At 70.3% G+C, this 19892-nt stretch carries 24 protein-coding genes; 3 read left to right on the plus strand and 21 right to left on the minus strand.

Translation table 11 applies throughout. From position 1 onward, the window contains the following. Window positions 1-192 precede the first annotated feature (192 nt). The 8 genes from ABZ854_RS26945 to ABZ854_RS26980 all read right to left on the minus strand — a co-directional run bounded on the left by ABZ854_RS26945 (window position 193) and on the right by ABZ854_RS26980 (window position 7950). Window positions 193-1518, minus strand: a complete 1326-nt coding sequence (locus ABZ854_RS26945) for a PhoH family protein (RefSeq protein WP_361215296.1) — start codon at window positions 1516-1518, stop codon at window positions 193-195. 326 nt (window positions 1519-1844) lie between these two features. Continuing rightward, a complete protein-coding gene (locus ABZ854_RS26950) occupies window positions 1845-2618 on the minus strand; it encodes an isoprenyl transferase (RefSeq protein WP_361215298.1) in 774 nt (257 codons plus the stop codon). A gap of 736 nt (window positions 2619-3354) precedes the next feature. Continuing rightward, window positions 3355-4143, minus strand: a complete 789-nt coding sequence (locus ABZ854_RS26955) for a class I SAM-dependent methyltransferase (RefSeq protein WP_361215300.1) — start codon at window positions 4141-4143, stop codon at window positions 3355-3357. An 88-nt stretch (window positions 4144-4231) separates the two neighbouring features. Beyond that, on the minus strand, window positions 4232-5104 hold the full coding sequence (locus ABZ854_RS26960) for an LLM class flavin-dependent oxidoreductase (RefSeq protein WP_361215302.1): 873 nt from the start codon (window positions 5102-5104) through the stop codon (window positions 4232-4234). 30 nt (window positions 5105-5134) lie between these two features. Further along, window positions 5135-5731, minus strand: a complete 597-nt coding sequence (locus ABZ854_RS26965) for a hypothetical protein (RefSeq protein ID WP_361215304.1) — start codon at window positions 5729-5731, stop codon at window positions 5135-5137. 1 nt (window position 5732) lies between these two features. Beyond that, on the minus strand, window positions 5733-6407 hold the full coding sequence (locus ABZ854_RS26970; protein WP_361215306.1) for a hypothetical protein: 675 nt from the start codon (window positions 6405-6407) through the stop codon (window positions 5733-5735). Beyond that, on the minus strand, window positions 6404-7648 hold the full coding sequence (locus ABZ854_RS26975) for a putative T7SS-secreted protein (RefSeq protein WP_361215308.1): 1245 nt from the start codon (window positions 7646-7648) through the stop codon (window positions 6404-6406). Before ABZ854_RS26975 ends, ABZ854_RS26970 begins: the two co-directional genes overlap by 4 nt. Further along, window positions 7645-7950 (minus strand): hypothetical protein, encoded by a 306-nt coding sequence (locus tag ABZ854_RS26980; RefSeq protein ID WP_361215310.1) that lies wholly within the window; start codon window positions 7948-7950, stop codon window positions 7645-7647. The genes ABZ854_RS26975 and ABZ854_RS26980 overlap by 4 nt, the downstream gene beginning before the upstream one ends. A gap of 85 nt (window positions 7951-8035) precedes the next feature. Here ABZ854_RS26980 and ABZ854_RS26985 point away from each other — a divergent pair, with 85 nt between their 5' ends. Genes ABZ854_RS26985 through ABZ854_RS26995 form a run of 3 tightly spaced genes read left to right on the plus strand, consistent with a single transcriptional unit; the run spans window position 8036 to window position 9682 of the window. Then, the gene (locus ABZ854_RS26985; protein ID WP_361215312.1) at window positions 8036-8404 is read left to right on the plus strand and encodes a DUF192 domain-containing protein; all 369 of its coding nucleotides are present in this window, start codon (window positions 8036-8038) and stop codon (window positions 8402-8404) included. Between the two features lie 3 nt (window positions 8405-8407). Beyond that, window positions 8408-9085: a hypothetical protein gene (locus tag ABZ854_RS26990; protein WP_361215314.1), complete on the plus strand. Its 678-nt coding sequence runs from the start codon at window positions 8408-8410 to the stop codon at window positions 9083-9085. Window positions 9086-9127: 42 nt separating this feature from the next. Further along, window positions 9128-9682: a DUF3224 domain-containing protein gene (locus tag ABZ854_RS26995; RefSeq protein ID WP_361215316.1), complete on the plus strand. Its 555-nt coding sequence runs from the start codon at window positions 9128-9130 to the stop codon at window positions 9680-9682. Here the strand turns inward: ABZ854_RS26995 and ABZ854_RS27000 are convergent. From ABZ854_RS27000 to cpaB, 13 genes are all read right to left on the minus strand, one after another. Continuing rightward, a complete protein-coding gene (locus ABZ854_RS27000; protein ID WP_361215318.1) occupies window positions 9583-10215 on the minus strand; it encodes an OmpA family protein in 633 nt (210 codons plus the stop codon). The two genes, ABZ854_RS26995 and ABZ854_RS27000, sit on opposite strands and share 100 nt — an antisense overlap. Before the next feature lie 7 nt (window positions 10216-10222). Beyond that, window positions 10223-10807 (minus strand): hypothetical protein, encoded by a 585-nt coding sequence (locus tag ABZ854_RS27005; protein WP_361215320.1) that lies wholly within the window; start codon window positions 10805-10807, stop codon window positions 10223-10225. A gap of 19 nt (window positions 10808-10826) precedes the next feature. After that, the gene (locus ABZ854_RS27010) at window positions 10827-11435 is read right to left on the minus strand and encodes a pilus assembly protein TadG-related protein (RefSeq protein ID WP_361215476.1); all 609 of its coding nucleotides are present in this window, start codon (window positions 11433-11435) and stop codon (window positions 10827-10829) included. Then, window positions 11432-11617, minus strand: a complete 186-nt coding sequence (locus ABZ854_RS27015; RefSeq protein WP_361215323.1) for a hypothetical protein — start codon at window positions 11615-11617, stop codon at window positions 11432-11434. Before ABZ854_RS27015 ends, ABZ854_RS27010 begins: the two co-directional genes overlap by 4 nt. A 125-nt stretch (window positions 11618-11742) precedes the next feature. Beyond that, entirely contained in the window at window positions 11743-12501 is a 759-nt protein-coding gene (locus tag ABZ854_RS27020; RefSeq protein WP_361215326.1) for a response regulator transcription factor, read from the minus strand. After that, window positions 12498-13787, minus strand: a complete 1290-nt coding sequence (locus ABZ854_RS27025; protein WP_361215479.1) for a histidine kinase — start codon at window positions 13785-13787, stop codon at window positions 12498-12500. Before ABZ854_RS27025 ends, ABZ854_RS27020 begins: the two co-directional genes overlap by 4 nt. Before the next feature lie 137 nt (window positions 13788-13924). Next, window positions 13925-14821, minus strand: a complete 897-nt coding sequence (locus tag ABZ854_RS27030; RefSeq protein WP_361215329.1) for a DUF5936 domain-containing protein — start codon at window positions 14819-14821, stop codon at window positions 13925-13927. Between the two features lie 13 nt (window positions 14822-14834). Then, window positions 14835-15779, minus strand: a complete 945-nt coding sequence (locus tag ABZ854_RS27035) for a type II secretion system F family protein (RefSeq protein ID WP_361215331.1) — start codon at window positions 15777-15779, stop codon at window positions 14835-14837. Window positions 15780-15789: 10 nt separating this feature from the next. Beyond that, window positions 15790-17127: a CpaF family protein gene (locus tag ABZ854_RS27040; RefSeq protein WP_361215334.1), complete on the minus strand. Its 1338-nt coding sequence runs from the start codon at window positions 17125-17127 to the stop codon at window positions 15790-15792. 18 nt (window positions 17128-17145) lie between these two features. After that, window positions 17146-17502: a TadE/TadG family type IV pilus assembly protein gene (locus ABZ854_RS27045; protein ID WP_361215337.1), complete on the minus strand. Its 357-nt coding sequence runs from the start codon at window positions 17500-17502 to the stop codon at window positions 17146-17148. After that, window positions 17499-17879, minus strand: a complete 381-nt coding sequence (locus ABZ854_RS27050) for a TadE/TadG family type IV pilus assembly protein (protein ID WP_361215339.1) — start codon at window positions 17877-17879, stop codon at window positions 17499-17501. Before ABZ854_RS27050 ends, ABZ854_RS27045 begins: the two co-directional genes overlap by 4 nt. Before the next feature lie 3 nt (window positions 17880-17882). Next, the gene (locus ABZ854_RS27055) at window positions 17883-19151 is read right to left on the minus strand and encodes a P-loop NTPase (protein ID WP_361215342.1); all 1269 of its coding nucleotides are present in this window, start codon (window positions 19149-19151) and stop codon (window positions 17883-17885) included. Between the two features lie 13 nt (window positions 19152-19164). Next, window positions 19165-19869, minus strand: coding sequence for a Flp pilus assembly protein CpaB (gene cpaB / locus ABZ854_RS27060; protein ID WP_361215344.1), 705 nt, complete (start codon window positions 19867-19869; stop codon window positions 19165-19167). Window positions 19870-19892 lie beyond the last annotated feature (23 nt).

Raw genomic sequence — 19892 nt, forward strand, 5'->3', positions numbered from 1 at the left:
GCCTGACAGGAATGAGACTCTGCCGTAACCCGGCGCCGAGTGGCAATTCCGAGTTGCGTGTGAAAGGTCACACCCGGTTTGGCCCAGGGGGTTTTCGGAAACGGCCACACGCGACGGCGCCGCCCGGCTAGGCTCTTCGCCTTCACCGGACGGCGCCAACTGGACGTATCACCCACGCCCTTGGATACGTCCTTAGATATGACCGTCTTCGAGCATTTCGGTCACAAGGGCCGCGATCTGGGACCTCTCGGACCGGGTCAGCGTGACATGCGCGAAGAGCGGGTGTCCCTTCAGTTTCTCGACGACGGCGACGACACCGTCGTAGCGCCCGACGCGCAGGTTGTCCCGTTGTGCCACGTCATGGGTCAGAACGACCCGTGAGTTCGCCCCGATGCGGGACAGGACGGTCAGCAGCACGTTCCGCTCCAGCGACTGGGCCTCGTCGACGATGACGAACGCGTCGTGCAGGGAACGGCCGCGGATGTGGGTGAGCGGCAGGACCTCCAGCATGCCGCGCGACGTGACCTCCTCGATGACCTCGCGGGAGGTCACGGCCGACAGCGTGTCGAAGACGGCCTGGGCCCACGGGCTCATCTTCTCCGCCTCGCTGCCCGGCAGATAGCCCAGTTCCTGCCCGCCGACCGCGTACAGCGGCCGGAAGACCATCACCTTCCGGTGCTGACGGCGCTCCAGGACCGCCTCCAGGCCCGCGCACAGCGCCAGCGCCGACTTTCCGGTGCCGGCCCGGCCGCCCATCGACACGATCCCGACGTCCGGGTCGAGCAGCAGGTCGAGCGCGATGCGCTGCTCGGCGCTGCGGCCCTTGATGCCGAACGCCTCCCGGTCGCCGCGCACCAGACGGACGTTGCCGTCGGCGGTGACCCGGCCGAGCGCCTTGCCGCGCTCGGACTGGATGGTCAGGCCGGTGTGCACCGGGAGGCCGGCGGCCTCCGGCACATACACGTGCCCTTCCTCGAAGAGGACGTCCACCTGTTCGCCGGGCAGGGTCAGTTCGGACATCCCGGTCCAGCCGGAGGTGTCCGTGATGGCGAGTTCCGCGCGGTACTCCTCGGCGAGGAGGCCCACGGACGACGCCTTGATCCTGAGCGGCAGGTCCTTCGAGACGACGGTGACGTCGTACCCCTCGGCCTGCAGGTTCCGGGCCACCGCGAGGATGCGGGAGTCGTTGTCCCCCAGGCGGTAGCCGGTGGGCAGCACGCTGGGGTCCGAGTGGTTGAGCTCGACACGGATGGTCCCGCCGAGTTCCCCGATGGGGATGGGGGCGTCGAGGCGACCGTGCTTCACCCGGTAGTCGTCCAGCAGGCGCAGGGCCTGGCGGGCGAAGTAGCCGAGTTCCGGATGGTGCCGCTTGGCCTCCAGCTCCGTGACCACCACGATGGGGAGCACGACCTCGTGCTCGTCGAAGCGGGTCAGGGCGTTCGGGTCGGCCAGCAGGACGCTGGTGTCGAGAACATAGGTGCGCCGGTCTGGCTTGTGGCGCTTTGTGCTGGTCACCACGGAAGGACGTACCCCCTCGGATGAGGTCGGGGAGCGACGAAGCGGAGCTGGACCGGTGAACGGCCTTCGCACGTGGCGGGCCGTGGACCGGCCCTCCCCGGCTGCTTCCGTGCAGTGACCGCACGGCAGGGCTCGTGCAAAGGGCCTCCCGGGCGGACGGCCCCGTGCCGCCCGCTGAGATACGACGCCCGTGGTTCGGGTGTCGACCTGACTGGCTTATGCCCTCGAACGCGCACGACCATGCAAATACGGCCAACAGCGAGCCGGTGAACTCCTCGTTACCCGGCGGGGGGGCCGCCGCGCCCAGCCCGGGTGCCGGGTGCCGGTCAGCCGCCGTAGCGGCGGTGGCGGGCGGCGTAGTCGCGCAGGGCGCGCAGGAAGTCGACCTTGCGGAAGGCCGGCCAGAAGACGTCGCAGAAGTAGTACTCGGAGTGGGCCGTCTGCCAGAGCATGAAACCGGACAGCCGCTGTTCGCCGCTGGTGCGGATCACCAGGTCGGGATCGGGCTGGGCGCCGGTGTAGAGGTGACGGCCGATCATGTCGATGTCGACGGAATCGGCGAGCTCCTCCATCGACACGCCCTGGTCGTGCGCGTCGGCGAGCATGGAGCGCACGGCGTCGGCGATCTCCTGGCGGCCGCCGTAGCCGATGGCCACGTTGACCACTATTCCGGCGACGTCGGCGGTGGCTTCCTCGGCCTCCTTCAGCGTGCGCTGCATCCCGGCGGGCAGCAGGTCCGGCGTGCCGACGTGGTGCACGCGCCAGCGCCCGTCGGCGGCGAGGGAGCGTACGACGTCCTCGATGATGCCGAGCAGCGGGACCAGCTCGTCCGCGGCGCGGTCGAAGTTGTCCGTGGACAGCAACCAGAGGGTGACGACCTCGACGTCCGTCTCCGAGCACCAGCCGAGGAACTCCCCGATCTTGTCTGCGCCGGCCCGGTGTCCGTGCACGGTGCTGGACCCGGAGGCCTTCGCCCAGCGGCGGTTGCCGTCCATGATGACGCCGATGTGCTTGGGCACCGACGCGTGGTCCAGGTGACCTTCCACCCGGCGGGCGTAGAGCCTGACGAGCAGGCCGCGCAGCTTGTCGCGCAGGTTCACGAGGCCCTCCGGGGGGTGCGCAGGGGTTTGGATGCCGGGTCGGTCGCCGGTGTGGGCACCGGGTCGGCCGCCGGGTTGGATGCCGGAGCCGTTGAGCCTACCGCTGGTGCGGGCGGGGTCCGGTCAGGGGCCGCGCCGTCGCCCGTGGAGACGGCTCCATGCCTCGTGGGTAGGGATGCTCGGGCGCCGCGCGACAGTTCCCGGGTCCGGGCAAAAAAACGGGCCGGTCCGTGGGGGGGGAGACGGACCGGCCCGAGGGGGGGTTTCCACCATAACCCTTCGTAAGTGATGACGCGTGCATCGGCGTGGCACAACTACTCTCCGAAGTCGCCCAGCGACGCCCAGGTGAGCGCGGAGCACCGCGATCAGGGGTGTCTCATGGCCGGTTCACAGCGGATTCCCAGGGAGATACGGCCGTCCGGTACGGGAACCAGAGGGTTTGCGCCGCCCTGGGGAATACCCGGCGAGTTGTCCGGGGGTCCCTCCGACGGGCTACCCGGTCAGCGAACGATGACTTGACGCTCCCCGGGCCGGGTCCGGCGGGGTCGCGGCACCGCGCAGCCCCCTCCACCGCGCGGTGCCGCCGCGCGGCTTTGCTCACGCGAATTACCTTGGTTTGAACTTACGTGAACGATGTGGCGGATGTGAACCACGGCCGATAACGATGTGGAAACCGTGAAGGTCGATTTCGGTCATCGCGTCACGTTGCGGACGCGGGGTTTACTGGGCGGCACGGTCAGGCGTCGGTGCGCTTACGGGCGTCGAAGAGGTGCCGGGTGCTGTGGGCCACGAAGGACCCCTCGTCCACGATGCGCTCATGCAGCGCCCGGAGCCGGGACTCGTACGCCTCGACGCCGAAGCCGGGCACCATCCAGATCACCTTGCGCAGGAAGTGGACGACTGCGCCGATGTCGTGGAACTCCATCCGCAGCCGCTCGGACCGCAGTTCCACGACCTCCAGCCCCGCCGCCTCGGCCCCGGCGCGCTCCCGCTCGGGATCCCGGGCCCGGCGCACGGCCTCCGGCTGCGGTCCGAGGAACCACTCCACCAGCTCGAACACGCTGGCGGGCCCCACGTGCTGGGCGAAGTACGTCCCGCCCGGCCGCAGCACACGCGCGATCTCCGCCCAGTGCGGGGCGACCGGATGCCTGCTCAGGACGAGGTCGAAGGCCCCGTCGGCGAACGGCAACGGCGCGTCGTCCGGTGCGGCCACGACCAGCACGCCCCGCGCCCGCAGCAGCGCGGTTGCCTTGGCGACGTTGGGCGCCCACCCCTCCGTGGCGGCGACCGACAGCGGGCGCTCCGGCTCGGCGCACCCCAGGGCGAAGTCGAGCACTTCCCCGCCCCCGGTCTGGACGTCCAGCGCGGCCCGCGCGCGGGCGAGCCGCCGCCCCGCCGACCGCGCGTACTGCCAGGAGGGCCGGGCCTCGGTGGCCCGCCCCTCGAACCACGAGAAGTCCCACCCCTCGGTGGGTACGGAGGCTCCCTCAGCGACAAGCTCCGCGAAGGAGCGCGACTCGGCCATACCTCTCATCCTCACACCGCCCACGCACGACGGCGTCCACCGCGCCCCGTCCACGACGGTCCGTTTGTATCCTTTTGCGACCGCCGGTCTACGGCACCAGGGGCCGGACGTCCTCGGCGGCGAACCGTACGAATCCCTCCGGGTCGGGCTCGTCGCCGGTCGGCTGGAGAACCACGGTGTCGGCGCCGGCCTCCGCCAGTCGCCGCACGGCCTCGGCCACAGCGGCCGCGTCTCCGGCGATACCCAGGCCCGGCACCGTCTCCAGTCCTTCGGCGACGACTTCGGCACGGAGCCGTTCGGCGGCACCGGCACCGGTGGCGGTCAGCAGATGGACGACGACCTTGTGAGCCCCGTCGCGACCGGCCGCCCCCCGCGCCTCATCGACGATCCGCCGGGCCTCCCGCACCCCGGCCGGGGATGTGGCGGCGGTGAGCAGGGTGCCGTCGGCCTTGGCCCCGGAGAGGTGGAGTGTGCGGGGTCCGGTGCCCCCGGCGAACACCTCGACCGGACGCTGCGGTGCCCAGTCGAGTGCGACGGCGTCCAGGGTGACGTACCGCCCGCTCACGGTGAGGCGCTCCCCGCGCAACAGGGCGCGCAGAGCGTCGAGGTGCTCGCCCAGCAGGCCGAGCGGTGAGGCGGCACGTGCTCCCACCTGCCCCATCCAGCTCTGCACTCCGTGCCCGAGGGTGAGGATGGCCCGCCCCGGGAACATCCGCTCCAGCGAGGCTGCCTCCATCGCGGTGACCGCCACATTCCTCAGCGGGACGGGCAACAGCCCGACCCCGACCCGCACCCGCTCGGTCCACGCGAGCGCGGCGGCGGCCGTCGAGACCCCGCCCTCCCGGAAACAGTCCTCCCACAGCCACAGCTCTTCGAGACCGACGCCATCAGCGAGCTCGGCTACCGCACGAAGGCGTTCTGGGGGCAGTTGCGGCCGGAAGACAGCACCGAGTCCAGTCATGGTGCAGTCCTAGTCCACGGCGAGGAGCGATCACAACTCCATTGATTCCTCGGGCCGGGATTCGGGGTTCGTGCTGTTCTTGACGGTCTGGGTGAGGACATAGAAGTGCCGAGGCCCGGGCACCGCGATCACCCCGGCGACCCTCGGATCCCCGGCGAACCAGATCTGGCGGACCTGGACTTTGCGGTGGGGAGAGGCGCGTTTACTCAAGCGTCCCCACCACATCGACCTCACGTGAGAATGCATCACCATCGTCACGTGTTCAGTCGGTGCTTGAGGGTCAGGGAGTTGTAGCCACACATAACCGGGACGGACTCCCGGGAGGTTGCCGACGTCGCTGGCCAGGTCCTCGAAGACCTGCCAAGGGTGCTCACGCAGGATACGGCGCGCGTGCAGCGCGGTGCCGATGTAGATGCGCTGCAGGAAGACTCGGTAGAACGTGTAAAGCAACGGCACGAAGAAGAGCCACAGCGTCCACGTGGCTGACAGGATGACGTACGACGCCAGCAGGCCCACCCAGGCAGCCACCCACAGAATCTGGCCGAGCACCGCGCAGCCGATGAGCTTCGTCCAGGCACGGCGGGAGGCTGGATCGTCCCACGCCGTCGGGTAGTGCGTAGGGGCCATGTCACTCCTCGTTGCGCGGGTCCGCGAATGGATTCTCAAAACTGACCGATCGTGCGATATCCCGGAGTAGACAGCGGTACTCCTGCGCACGCTCAGTCGCAGTCGTGGCGAGCGTCAGTATCGCGATTCGGCGCCCTTCAGTGCACGGAACATGCGCCGTCACCTGAAGCAGTTGCCTGCCCGCTACCGGCCCCACTTCGGGTGGCCCTGTCAGCCTCGATTGGACGAACGCGGCAGGGCCACACGGCAAATCGAGTCTTTCCCTGTACTCAGTGCCCTGCGCTCCCGCAAGAGCGCGAGCCACGAGAACCCTGCGCGGCGCCCAATTCGTAGCCTTCCACGTGAGCGTGAACATGGAGAGCAGCAGATCGCCGTCCCCGACGTCGTCCACGTGCAGGCCGACACAGCAATGCACCGTGTCGACCGACAAGAGGACCTGCGCCATCCGTAGAACAGGACCGAAAGCCGTCAACAGGCGCTGCCTGGCGGCGGCGTCGGCGCTGGCTTCGAACAGCGGACGCAATGCGTCTCCCAGCCGGCCGGCCATCGCCGGGTTTTGCTCCGCAATGGCCAGTTCCCGAAGCGGAAGTGGGACGAAACCAGGCGGGAGGACGAACCAGACATCGGCATCCTCGCTGAGAGCCGATTCGTCGATCATGTAGAGAGGACTGGTCATGGTGCTGTCTGCGCTCCCCGCAGCAGGAAGTGAAGGGCACCTGCGGTCGCCGGAAGGTCGACACCGACAGTCCTGGTTCCGTCGAGGACATTGCTGGTGGCCTTGGTCGTGTCGTTGTCGAGGCCGTCTGCGAGGCTGCTGGCGACCCCGTACACCGCAGTGCCCGCTCCCAGATAGGTCGCAGGCGCGTCGATCTTCTCCACGATCGGCGCCAGCCTCCCGCCGAACACCCTCGGGTGGGAAAACATACTCACGGCGCCCTCCGCCGTAGAGGCCTCGGCCTTAACGGAGGCACCAACCGCCTTGACCGACGTCCTGACATTGGTGCCGACCCGCGCGACCGTCTGTCCCAGACTCAGCGCCTCGTCCCCCTCTCCTGCCAAGGACAACAGCTCGCCGGACCGCCCAAGGGCCCTGAGCCCCAGGAAGCCTCCCTTGGCCACAGCTCCCGCCCCGGGAAGCATCCCCAAGAGGTCCCCGGTGACTCCCAGCGCGTTACTCCAGAAGTCGACATCCAACTCCCCCTTCGCGAACCCGTCCTCCAAAGACGCCAAGACCTCGGGGTCGCTGACCCTCAATCCGAAAGCCACCCCGCTCAACAACCCCGCTGCCAGAAACAGCACCCAAGGGGCGACGGCCGTCAGGCCGAGGAGGGCGATCACGCCGAGTACCGCCGCGCAGGCGCTGAGGATGTCGGGGAGGTTGTCGTCCAGCCAGTCGGTGAACTTGTCCCACGCCCCGGGCTCATGCGGCGCCAGCTTCTTCGTGGCGGCCCGGATCTTCCGTGCCCGGTACCCGGCCCGCTCCTCGTGCTCGCCGGCCAGTTCCTTCGCCTTGGCGATGACCTTGTCGAGGTCACTCTGTGCCTCGGTCACCCTCTCCTCGCCGCCGTGCCGCTTCGCCGCATCCATGGCCACCCGCGCGTCCTTCGCGTCGCTGTCCAGCCGCTTGGCCCGGCGCTGGAACTCGTCGAGTTCGCCCTGCCAACTGCCCAAGTGCCGGGCGGCCTTGTGCAGGGAGTGCGCGGCGTCCTTGAGGTCGAGCGGCAGCGGACCCCCGGAAAGCTGTTCGCGGAACGCGACGGCAGCGTCGCCCTTCCAGTAGCTGCCGTCCAGCAGCTTGGTGACGCGCTCGTGCGTCTCGCCCAGGACCTTGGCGCACTCCGCGAGCTTGTCGTGCAGGTCGCGGACGGTGTCCGTGCTGCCAGGTGCGGGGTCGAACCCCAGGTGGACGTACCTCACGCGCTGCCCCGCCCGGTCTTCCGCAGCGCGGCCTCCAGCGCCTTGTCCACCTCGCGGTAGCTGTCCTTGCTCTGGCCGATGATCTTGGCGAGGTCCTCGGTCTGCTGCCCGATCTGGTGGGCGCCGTACTTCCAGTCGTCCTGGAAGTCCTCGCATGCGGAATCCAGGTCTTCCGTGCCGAGACCGCTGACCGTCGCGTCGCCGAGGGCCTTCCGCATGCCCTTCAGGGAGTCGCTCGACTGCTTCAGCAGCTTCATGAAGTGGCCGAGTTCGTCGTCATCAACGGCCAGCCGCTCAGCCATCCACCCGGTCCCCTCGCCGTACCTTCCGTGATCCACAACGAGGGACGCGGCGCCTGGGTACGGTGTGCCAGGGAGGTGACCGGACATGGCTCGCTGGCGGGACGGCCGGGGAACGCTGGTGGTGCACGGCACGGGGGGCGGGGCACCAGCCGTCGCCGTCCCCCTGGAGATCGCGACCAGTTACCGCGCCCGCACCAAAGGGCTGTTGGGCCGGGACTCGGTCGACGGCGCGCTGCTCCTCTCCCCCGCCGGGTCCATCCACACGTTCCGCATGCGCATCCCCATCGACGTGGCGTACCTCGACCGCAACCTCACCGTCATCGCCGTACGCACGATGAGACCGGGCCGCCTGGGCCGGCCCCGCCTCCGTTCCCGGCATGTGCTGGAGTCGGAGACGGGGGCCATGGCGCGGTGGGGCCTACGGGTGGGGACCAAGGTGGCCGTTACCCTGTAGCGCGTGCATGACGGGTCGACAGGCTCGCAGGTCGACAGGAGTTGTGTGGTGGTCAGCGAGGCGCGGGGGACGTCCGGGGAGCGGATGGCGGAGGCCCGCCGGCTCAGGCCCGGCGTGTATGCCCACCTCTTCGACGGTCGCCCCGAGGTCGTGATCCGGACCACGCAGCTGCTGCCCGAGCAGGCGAGCCGGCTCGCCACCGCCTACGGGTACCGCCACCTGAAGACACTGGGCCACAAATCCGTACGGCGGCGGGTGTTCGTGCCGGACCCGGACCCGGCTGCGCGCTGGGAGGCCGTGGCGCCCGGTACGCCGTTCGAGGTGGCCGCCCAGCACCCCGCCTTCCACGGGGCCAGCGCCCGCGCGGTCCGCAACCACGCCGAGTTGATCAAGAACGAGCAGAATCTGCTCAGGCTCGTCCCGGCTGTCGTGGCCGGTCTGTTCGGCGTGATCTCGATGGCCGTCGACCTGGTCCACACCGAGAACACGGCGCTCATCGCGCCCCTCGTCTTCTTCTCCCTGCTGGTGCCGGCCATCATCTGGCTCATGGTGTGGTGGGTCAGGAAGCGGCGCGCGTTGCACACGGAGGCGGACGAGCTGATGCGACGGTTCCCGCCGCACGGGCTCGGCGCCTGGGCGCCCGCGCCGGCGCCGGCGCCGGCCGCCGACCACACGAGCTGACCTCGCGGGCGTTGTCAGTGGTACGGCCTAGCATCGGCAGGCATGAGAGCTTCAGGGACGTTCAAGGTCGAGGACTTCACGCCCGCGCCCGTGCGGATGCCGGAGCCGGCGGTCGAGACGGCGGTGCCCGTCGGTGTGGCCACCATGCGGAAGCGGTACGAGGGTGAGGTCTCCGGGGTGTCCGGGACGCTGTTCACCGCCGCGTACGACCAGGGCAGCGGGACGGGTACGTATGTCGCGATGGAGTCCTTCGACGGGGCGTTGCAGGGGCGGAGCGGGGCGTTCAACTTCGCCCACTCCGCCACCACCCTCGGGGAGGACAGAGACGCCGAGTTCTTCGTGATCGTCCCGCGCAGCGGCACCGGGGAGCTGGCCGGGATCCGAGGTGCCGGCGGCATGGCGGTCGACGCGGACGGCACGCACCGGATCTGGTTCGAGTACGAGGTGGGCGGCGCCGGCACGGCGTATCGGACCTGCCGTCGCCGTCCTTCTCCCGCTCACTGCCCTTCCGTGCGGGGGAAGGAGATCTCGACCCTGCGGTTCTTCTTCCGGCCGGCTTCGGTGGAGTTGTCGGCGATCGGGTACTGCTCGCCGTAGCCGCGGACCTCGAAGGTGACGCTCGGGTCGTTCAGGTCCTGGTCCAGGACGGCCTGTACGGCGTCGGCGCGCTGCTTGGACAGGACGTCTCCGTGGGCGGACGAACCGAGGTTGTCGGTGAAACCGAAGACGCGGACCTGGGTCGCGTTCTGCTTCTTGATCTCCCCGGCGATGGTCGCGATCCGGGCCTTGGCCTCGCCGCCCAGCTTGGCGCTGTCCTTGCCGAACAGCACCTCGGCCTGCAGCGCGAAGGTGACGTCGGCGTTGGTGTCCTCCCGCCGCTCGTCCCCGCTCTGGTCCTCCACGACCGACTTGATGTCCAGCACCTTGGGCGTGGCGAGCGTGGCCCCCTCGGGGAGCTTGAGATCGGGGTCGGTCGGGTCCACCTTCACGGGCGCGGCGGCGGAGGGCGCCGTGTCGGGCGGCTGACTGGGGTCCGTGTCGTCGGCGTGAGCGGGGGTCACGCCGTAGAGCGCCGCTACGACCAGGAGGGTGGCGGCGAGGGGGAGGGACCGGCGGGGTGTGGTGGTCACGGGGGCCTCACCCGGAGATCTTGATGGTGGCGGTGGGGAAGCCGGGCAGCTGAAACCCCACATCGGTGGTCGTGGTCGGCGGGGACGGGAACTGCATGAACACGGGCAACGACTCTCCGGGCTTCAGCGCGGGGAGGCCGGTTGTGGTGAGCGGTCGTCCGTCCGTGTCCCGCAGGACGTAGTACCGCTTCTTGCCCTGGGAGTCGACCAGTGTGGCGCCGCCGAGCGAGCTCCCGTTTTTGATGATCTCCGTTTCGTTCCCACTGAGGTTGGACGGAATGACGGCAGTGTCGCCGCTGTCGTTCTTCAGGTTGCCGTTCACGGTGACGAAGCCGCCCGAGTCCCGCTGAGCCGAGGTGATCTGCAAAAGCAGCCCGTTCGGCCCCTTCAGCTCAGCCAGGGGCTGTGCCGACTGGCCTTCTTGAGTACTCGGCTTCGAACCATCGCTCCTGGAGGCGGATGCGGACGTGTCCGGCTTCTTGCCGTCGTCGCCACCACCGCCGCCGCACCCGGCCACACCGACAGCCAGACCGGCCGCAACAGTCAGCGCGACCATCCCTCGGCGGGCCTTCGCAGTGAACCGAATGCTCATCGCTCCGCTTCCTTCTTCACTAGTCGTTCGCTTGCCCGTCCACGAGATGGACGTCGAAGAGGTCCTCGGGCTTGGGGAGACCGGCTTGGTGGTCCGGGTCCGGCTTCCAGTCCTTGCCCTTGCAGGTGAGTTCCGGCAACGAGTCACCCTTCGCGCTGTCACCGGGCAGCTTGAAGGTGCAGATCGACTCGATCTCCGCAGTCGCCGACGCGGTCGACTTGACGTCCTCCGTCCCGGGGACGACCGAGTCGCCGACGGACTTGTTGGTCGTCACGTCGACCTCGTACGTCAAGCCCTCCGGATCACAGGCGTCCACTCGGGCGTCGTTCTGCGCGGCCAGTTGATCCGCTCGCCAGCAGGGGCTGTCGAGGCTGACCTTGCCATCGAAGATGTCCTGCCATGTGGTGGGATCCCGCAGGTCCTGCAGCCACTTTCCCACCAGTTGGTCGCGCGCGTTCTGGGCCGCCGCCAGCGCCGCCGCGTCAGCAGCCGTCTGGGCACCGCTCCGATTGACTGCGGCCTGGCCCACCGCCAGATAGGCCAACGCAAGAAAGAGCAGACCCGCCACCACCGTGATGTAGATGGGGAAGGCCTGCCCTGCGTCGCCGTACCAGTGGCGCCGGGTCAGGTGATCTCGGCGATCTTCGCCTTGATCTTGTCGAGGATGGTCTGACCGATGTCCGTACCCGTCATCGCCAGAACGATCGCCACCACCACTGCGATGATGCCCAGATACTCGACCGCGGTCTGTCCCCTGTCGTTGGTGCGGCGTTGCACCGCGACCACCCACTTCAGCATCAGATCGCTCATGGTCTTCCCCTCTGGGTTCCCGTCCGGCGTACGCACCGTAAGCCGCATCACTGTCCTGGGCGCAGGGCCCCAGGGCCCAACTCCAGGCCCAATCCCGCCCCGTACCGCTCCCCCGGAGGGACACCTCAGCTCACCCCCAGCCACTTCGCCGCGGCCTGGGCCCGGCTCGTGCTCTGCAGTTTGGCGAAGATGCGGTTGATGTGGTTCTTGACGGTCTTCTCGCTGATGAAGCAGACCGCGGCGATCTGCTGGTTGGTCATGCCGGACGCGATGAGGTCCATGATCTCCGCCTCCCGCACGCTCAGTTGGAACCCCGCCCGGAACGACTGTCCCACAGAGGATTGCAACTGCGAAAGCATGTTATCGGAAAGTTGCCTTGCAGTAGCGGGCTGTTCTGGCTCACCATGTGCATTCGCACCGGAGCGCAGGCCCACGACCAACGCCTCCGCCGCCCCCGGCGTCACATGCGGCCGCCCCTCGCTGACGTCCCGCACCGCCCTCGCCAACTGCTCCGTCGTGAACTCGCCGTGGACCAGGTATCCACCGGCCCCCAGCCGCAGCGCTTCCCGTACGGTCTCCCTCTCGTGGCTGTACGTCAGCATGAGGACCGGGGCCAGTGGCACCAGGTGGGGCAGCGCGGCGATGCCGTCCACGCCGGGCATGCGGACGTCGAGGAGGACGACGTCGGGGCGGTGGTGCAGCGTCGCCTCGTACGCCTCACGGCCGTCCGCCGCCTGGGCGACCACGGTGATGTCGTCGCGGCCGGACAGCAGGGCGGTGAGGCCGGCCCGGACGACGAGGTTGTCGTCGGCCACCACCAGCCGCAACGGCTTCTCGGCCACGGGCGGCGGAAAGGCCGCCGCCCCTTCGTTCCAGTCGCTCATGCGGTCCTCCTCTCGAACTCCCGGATGTTCGCGACTGCCGGAACCGCCGGGACTGCCGGATCTCGCCACGTCAGCGCACGCAGCGGCAGGTCCACCCGGACCTCCGTGCCGTCTGCGTGCTCACCGCGCCCGATGCGGATGCGGGCGCCCGCAGCACCCGCCCGTTCGACCATGCCGAGCAGGCCGAAGTGGCCGGAGGCGCGGAGGTGTTCGAGGGTGGTTCCGGGACGTAGACCTCGCCCGTCGTCGCGGATCACCAGACGCAGCTGGTCGCCGTCGACTCCGAGCCGTACGTCCACCCGGGTCGCGGACGCGTGGCGGTGGGCGTTCTCCAGCGCCTCCCCCGTGATCGCCAGGAGGTGGCGGAGGAGCGGAGGCGGGACGGGTGGGAGGGGTGGGAGAGCGGTCGCGGTGTCCGTGGCATCTCCCTCGTAGACGACCGGCAGGCCCGTTCGTGCGGTGAAGTCCACGGCCATCGACCTCAGTTCACGCCAGACGCACGTCGCCGTTTCCGAAGCCGCCGGAGCCCCCGGAGCCCCCTCTCCGCGAAGGTCCCTCAGCAGCTCGCGCGACTCCGCCGCCGCCCGCCGCGCCGAGCGGGACACCAGCTCGGCCTGCCGGCGCACACGGGCGGCGTCGGGGGACGGGTTCGCCGCCGTCGCCGCCAGACCGTCCGCCGCCAGCGCCACGCCGTACAGCGTCTTGGCCACCGAGTCGTGCATCTCCCGCGCCAGCCGGGCCCGTTCGGCGGCCACCGCCTCCGTCGCCGCCAGCCGGGCCTGCACCGTCGTCAGGGCCTGGGTCGCCGCGCCGAAGCGGAGCAGCAGGCTGCGCAGGGTCGAGCCCATGGCGCCGGCGATCACGCACAGGCCGGGCAGCAGCAGGGACTCGGCCACGCTCACGCCCTGCTCGGACTTCAGGGTGGCGTGCACGAGGAGCAGGATCAGCGCCTGGAGGGAGGCGAAGCAGGCCGCGCCGCGCCAGCTGTAGACGAGCCCGGCCAGCAGCGGGGTGCAGACGCTGACGTAGGCGAGGGTGGTTTCGGGGCCCGCCGAGACCAGGAGCAGGGAGCCGAAGAGGGTGTCCGCCGCGAGGAGGCTGGGGTGGCGCAGGAGGAGGGGGCCGAAGCGCTCCCAGTCGCGGAAGAGGACGTACGACCCCATGAAGGTCACGACGACCGCCGCGCCGACCAGGCGGGCACCCAGACCGGGGGCGGCGTTCAGCAGGGCCGCCGGGGCCGCCAGCACGATCATGGCCAGCCGGAACCCGAAGACCTGCCGGCACATCGCCTGCAACGCCCTGACCTGGATCTTCTCCGACGGCTCGGCGACCGCGACGCCAGCCGCGCCCGCACACTCCGCCTCAGGGACCGGACCCGCCCCCGCCCCCGGCGCCTCCCGCAACCAGACAACCGTCACAGCCCTCACCTCCCCGTAAGGGACCCGAAGTCCACCCCGGAGCCGAGGATGAGCCCCGCTCCCAGGAGCAGCATCGTCGCCGGGACCATGAACGTGGTGATCATCAGCGTGGCCTTGGGGACCGCTCGGGCCGCCTTCCTGCGGGCGTTCTGCGCGTCGGTGCGGCGCATGTCCTTGGCCAGGGCGACCAGGGTGTCGACGATGGGCGCGCCCAGTTCCTCGCCCTGCTGGAGTGCGGTGACGAACATGGCGACCTGTTCGGAGTCGTTGCGGCGGCGGAGTTCGGTGAAGGCCTGGCGGCGGCTCATGCCGAGGTCCATCTGGCGCAGGGTGATGCGGAGTTCGTCGGCCCAGGGGCCCTCGTACTTCGTGGCCACCCGGTCCAGTGCCTGCCGGAAGCCGAGGCCGGCGCTGACCACGACGGCGAGGACGTCGAGGAAGTCGGGCAGGGTCCGTTCGATGACGTCCTTGCGGATGCGGATCGCCGACCAGATGCCGACCTCCGTCCAGAACGCGCCGAAGGCCAGCAGGAGCAGGGCGACGAACCACTGGCCGCGCAGCAGGAACACCAGGAAGCCGACGCCGCCGAGGGCGCCGTAGACCGCGCGGCGGGCGGCGTAGCGGTCGAGGGTGAGGCCCCCGGGGTTGCCCGCGAGGTCGATCCTGCGGCGGTACTTGGCGACGAGGCGGGGGCCCATGAGGCGCAGCACGGTGGGGGCGTAGCGCATGCCCATGCGGTCGACGAGGGAGTCGACCGCGCCGGTGCGGGTGGAGCCGACCTCCAGGGCGAGGACCAGGTCGGTGGGAAGCTTGGCGTCGGCGCGGTACATGCGGATGCCGGCGAACGCGCCCCACACGCCGAGGGCCATGAGGAGGGCCAGCAGGAGTCCTACGAGTGTCATCTCGGCCGTCCCCTCACACGTCGATGCGGCTCATGCGGCGGATGAGGACGAAGCCGACGGCGTACAGGGCGAACGCGACGATCACGCACACCTGGCCGACGGGTGATCCGGTCATCCGTTCCAGGGCGCCGTCCTTGACGCCGTTCATCAGGAACAGCGCCCCGATGCCGAGGACGGGGACGGCGTACGACGTCATGGTCACCTGGGAGAGCTGGGTGCGGATCTCGCGCCGGGTCTCCTTGCGTTCCTCCAGGGTCTCGGTGAGGTTCCGCAGGGCGGAGACGACCTGGCCGCCGGCGCGGTTGGACAGGACCAGGGTGGTGACGAGGACGACGAGTTCGCGGGAGGGCAGGCGGTCGGCGAGTTCGCCGAGGGCGTCCTCCATGGACTGGCCGATGGCGAGCTGGTCGGCGACCTTGGACAGTTCCTCGCCGGCGGGGGCCTCCAGTTCTTCGGCGGCCATGCCGATGGCGGTGCGCAGGGCGAGGCCGGCCTGCGTGGCGTTGGCGAGGATGCGGGCCAGTTCCGGGAGTTGGTTGATGAAGCGTTCGATGCGTTTCTGGCGCTGCCAGTTGAGGAACTGGACGGCGGCGCCGATGCCCAGGAGGCCGGCGAGGGGCCCGAAGAACGGGGCGAGGGTGGCCTGCCCGATGATCCAGAGGGCGGCGACCGCGGCGAGCATGCCGGCGAAGAACTCGCCGGGGGTGATGTCCAGGCCGGTGGCCGCGAGGCGGATTTCCAGCCGGTGGCCGAGGCGGGTGCGGCGCAGCCGGCGGTCGAGGTCGCGGAAGCGGCGACGGCGGCCGGTGACGGGGGGCGTGCCGGTGTGGGTGAGCCGTTCGACCAGTTCCGCGCGCCGGGCGCGTCCGGCGGCGTAGGTGTGCAGGCCGAGCACCGCCAGGACGCAGGTCAGCAGGGTGACGCCGGTGGTGAGCTGGACGAGAGTGTGGAGTTCCATGGGTGTCGGCCTACCTGGCTTCTCGGGTGGCGAGCTGGTCCGCGTGGTGGGCGACGCCGAAGGCCTGCGGGATGGGCTGGCTCGCCATGTAGAGGCGGTCGGCGGTGCGGCGGGGCAGGGGGAAGTACTGGAAGGTGCCGTGGACGCGGCCGTCGTGCGTCATGGGCCGCGCGTCGAACCGGGCGACGGTGGCCAGCCGGTACGGCTCCCCGCCGTGGCTGTCGAGGAGGGCGATCTCGGTGATGCGCCGGGCGCCGTCGGCGAACCGGGTGAGCTGGACGAGGACGTCGACGGCGCTGTTGATCTGGTCGTGCAGGGCGACGAAGGGGACCTCGACGTCGGACATGGAGGCGAGGGTCTGCAGCCGGGTGAGGGCGTCCTCGGCGCTGTTGGCGTGGACGGTGGCGAGGGAGCCGTCGTGGCCGGTGGACATGGCCTGGAGCATGTCGAGGGACTCGCCGCCGCGGACCTCGCCGACGACGATGCGGTCGGGCCGCATGCGCAGCGAGTTGCGGACCAGGTCGCGGATGGTGACGTGGCCCTTGCCCTCGACGTTGGGCGGCCGGGACTCCAGGCGGACCACGTGGGACTGCTGGAGCTGGAGTTCGGCGGAGTCCTCGATGGTGATGATGCGTTCGTGGGCCGGGATCAGCCCGGAGAGGGCGTTGAGGAGGGTGGTCTTCCCGGTGCCGGTGGCGCCGGACACGATGATGTTGAACTTGGCCTGCACGAGGCCGGCCAGCAGGAACACCATGTGCTCGTCGAGGGAGCCGAAGCCGACGAGTTCCTTCAGGGTGAAGGAGCGCGGGAAGCGGCGGATGGTGAGGATGGGGCCGGTCAGGGACAGCGGCGGGATGATGACGTTGACGCGTTCGCCGGAGGGCAGGCGGGCGTCGACCATGGGATTCGACTCGTCCACGCGACGGTTGACGGTGGAGACGATGCGTTCGATGGTCTGCATCAGCTGGTCGGCGGAGACGAAGCGGAGGGGCAGCTGTTCCACGCGGCCGCCGCGTTCGACGAAGATGGCGTCGGGGCCGTTCACCATGATCTCGGTGATGGAGGCGTCCTCCAGCAGCGGTTCGAGGATGCCGAGGCCGAGCGCCTCGTCGACGACGCGGCGGATCAGCTGGGACCGTTCCACCGTGGACAGGACGGGGCCCTCGCGGCTGATGATGTGGCCGAGCACCCGCTCCAGCCGGGCCCGGCGGTCGGCGGCGGCGAGCGCGCTCATCTCCGCGAGGTCGATCTCCTCCAGCAGTTTGGCGCGGTAGGAGGCGACGAGGTGGCCGTCCTCGCCCCGGCTGCCGTGCTCCTCGGGGGAGTTGACGCGTGCCCGCAGGCTCATGATCTGCTGCCCTGCCCTTCAGTGGTCGAGCGGCATGGTGGCCGTCTTGCGGGCCTCCCCGAAGTCCCACAGGAGGACCTTGGGGATGTGGACGGCGGCCGTCACGGTGACCGTGCCGCCGCCCTCGGCCGCGGAGCACGACACGTCCAGCGGTCCGCTGACGGCGTCCGCGCAGGCCTGTGCGTACGACTCCCGCAGCGATGCCGCCCGGGCCCCTGCGCGGGCCGCCGTGCCGGCCTGTTCGGCGGCGTAGGCCACGGCGCCGATCTGGATGCCGGCGAGGGCGACGATCAGCAGGACCGGAATGAACCCGAGGTACTCGACGGCGACCTGGCCGGCGTCACGCAGCCCGCGTTCGCGGGTGTACGGCGTCATTGTTTCACCTCCTCCACGGCGCCGGCGTGGCCGTGCACCGTGACGGGGAAGGAGACGACGCCGGGGAAGAGGACGGGGACTTTCAGGGAGACGTCGGCCGTCACGTAGCCGGATCCGCCGCAGCTCACGGTGGCGTCCCCCCTCCATGCCGACGACAGGTTCCTCAGTCCGGCCGCCTCGCACGCGGCCTGGCGTCCGCCGGGTGCCGTGGCGGTGCCCGCGCGTACGGCCTCGTCGGCAGCGTTACCCGCGAGGGTGAAGGTGTATCCCACGAGGACGCACTGCCACATCAGCACCAGCGTCAGGATGATCAGCGGGGTCATCCCGAGCAGCTCGACGCTCACCTGCCCCCGGTCGCCTCCCGGCCTTCGCCTCACCCGTCACACCTCCTTGCGCCGCCGGAAGCCGACGGAGCCGCGAGCCGAGCCGCGGCCTGAGCCGCGACCCGCGCCCCGGTGCGAGGCGGTGCCGGTCTCCGGTGCCTTCGCGAGCCCCAGTTCTCCGGCGAGGGTCCACAACGCCTGCTTGACCGTGCTCCTGGAGTCCAGTTCGTGCAGGCGTCCCGCGTCCACCACGGCCTGGAGTTCCTTGAAGTGGGCGGGGACGGCGGTGCGGGCCAGCGCGGTGCCGGTGATGCGCTGCACCAGGGCGGGCTGGATCTCGGTGGTGCGGGTGTGCCGGTTGACGACGACGGTCGTCTCCTCGGCCTTGCGGATCTGCAGCCGGTCCCACATGCGCACGGTCCGCTTGGCGGCGCGTACGGCGATCACGTCGGGCGTGGCCACCAGCAGGGCCGTGTCGGCGAGTTCGACGGCGGCGGCGCTCGCCGCGCCGAGCTGGGCGCCGCAGTCGACGACGACGACCTCGTAGCGGGAGCGCAGGGCGCCGAGGAGCTGGCGGGCGGCGCGCTCGGTGACGTCCTCGCCGCGCTCGCCCTCGGCGGGGGCGAGCAGGAGGGCCACTCCGGTGTCGTGGCGGAAGACGGCGTCGGCGAGGACGCGGGGGGAGAGGTCGGTGATGGTGGCGAGGTCGGCGACCGAGCGGCGGAACTGCACGTCGAGGTAGGAGGCGATGTCGCCGGCCTGGAGGTCGAGGTCGACGAGCGCGGTGGGCCGGCCGGAGGCCTGGGCGGCGAGGGCGAGCTGGATGGCGACCAGGGTGGCGCCGACGCCTCCCTTGGCGCCGCTGACCGTGACGACGGTCCCGTCGGCGCCGCCGAACACCTCGGCGCCGTGCCCGAGATGCCGCCGCACGCCGGTGGACCACTGGGCGACGGCCTGGACGCGGCTGGCGAGTTCGTCGTACGACAGCGGGAGCGCGACCAGGCCGCGGGCGCCGGCGTCCATGGCGGCGGAGAACAGGCCGGGGCTCGCGTCGGTGGTGACCAGGATGACGCCGACGGCCGGGAAGCGCAGGGCGACCTCGCGGATCAGCTCCAGCGCGGGGACGGGGCCGATGAGTTCGTGGACGACGACGACCTCGGGGAGTTCGTCGACGGACTCGGCGGCGAGCCGGGCGAGGGTGTCGACGAGCTGGGTGGAGTCGGCCACGGGCGGCTGCGGTTCGGCGTCCGGGAGCTGGCTGAGCAGGGTGACCAGGGAGCGGACGGCGTCCGGGTCGGCGCCGGCCGGGAGGATCCTGGTGGGCATGGCGGGCCGCCTCTCACTTGTCCGTCGCGAGTTCGTAGGTGCGGTCCTTGTCCGGGACGCTGGTCTCGCTGCCGGGGGCGACGAGCGCGAGCCGGACCCGCTGGGCGAAGGACTCGGCGTAGGTGATGCGCTGGGCGTCCAGGGTGGACAGCGCGAAGGTGATCGGGACGGCCTCGGTGGGCTGCTGGTCCTTGGCGTGGTCGGGGTCCAGGGCGGTGATCTGGCCGACGTCGAGGACCCGGGCGTTGGTGACGATGATCTTCGACTGGTCGGGGTCGGTCTGCTTCTTGCCCTGGAAGGTGGCGTAGACGTTGACACGGGAGCCGGGGGTGATCTTGCCGGCGACCCCGGTGGCCGCGTCGATCATGATGGCGACCTCCTGCTGTCCGGGTTGCAGCGCGGGCTGGTCGACGATCATGTCGGTCTGGAGCAGGGAGCCCTTGCGCAGGGTGGTCACGGCGATCTTGCCGTGGATCTGCCCGAGGTCGGTGACGGCGTTGTCCGACAGCCACCGCTTGGGCATCCGGATCTTCTCGAACTGGCCGGCGTCCAGCGCGGTGTACGGCTTGACCTGGGACTTGACCCGGTAGGCGGTGACCTCGGGGCCGACCTTGGACTGCACGTCGTCGATGACGGCGAGCACGCCGGCGAACGCGCCGAGAGCGCACAGGACCGAGAGGATCAGGAGTATCACGCCGCGGCGCTGACGGGAGTTCATGAACCGTGCAACCTCATTGGGGG

Source organism: Streptomyces sp. NPDC047028 (assembly GCF_040644095.1).
Classification (GTDB): domain Bacteria; phylum Actinomycetota; class Actinomycetes; order Streptomycetales; family Streptomycetaceae; genus Streptomyces.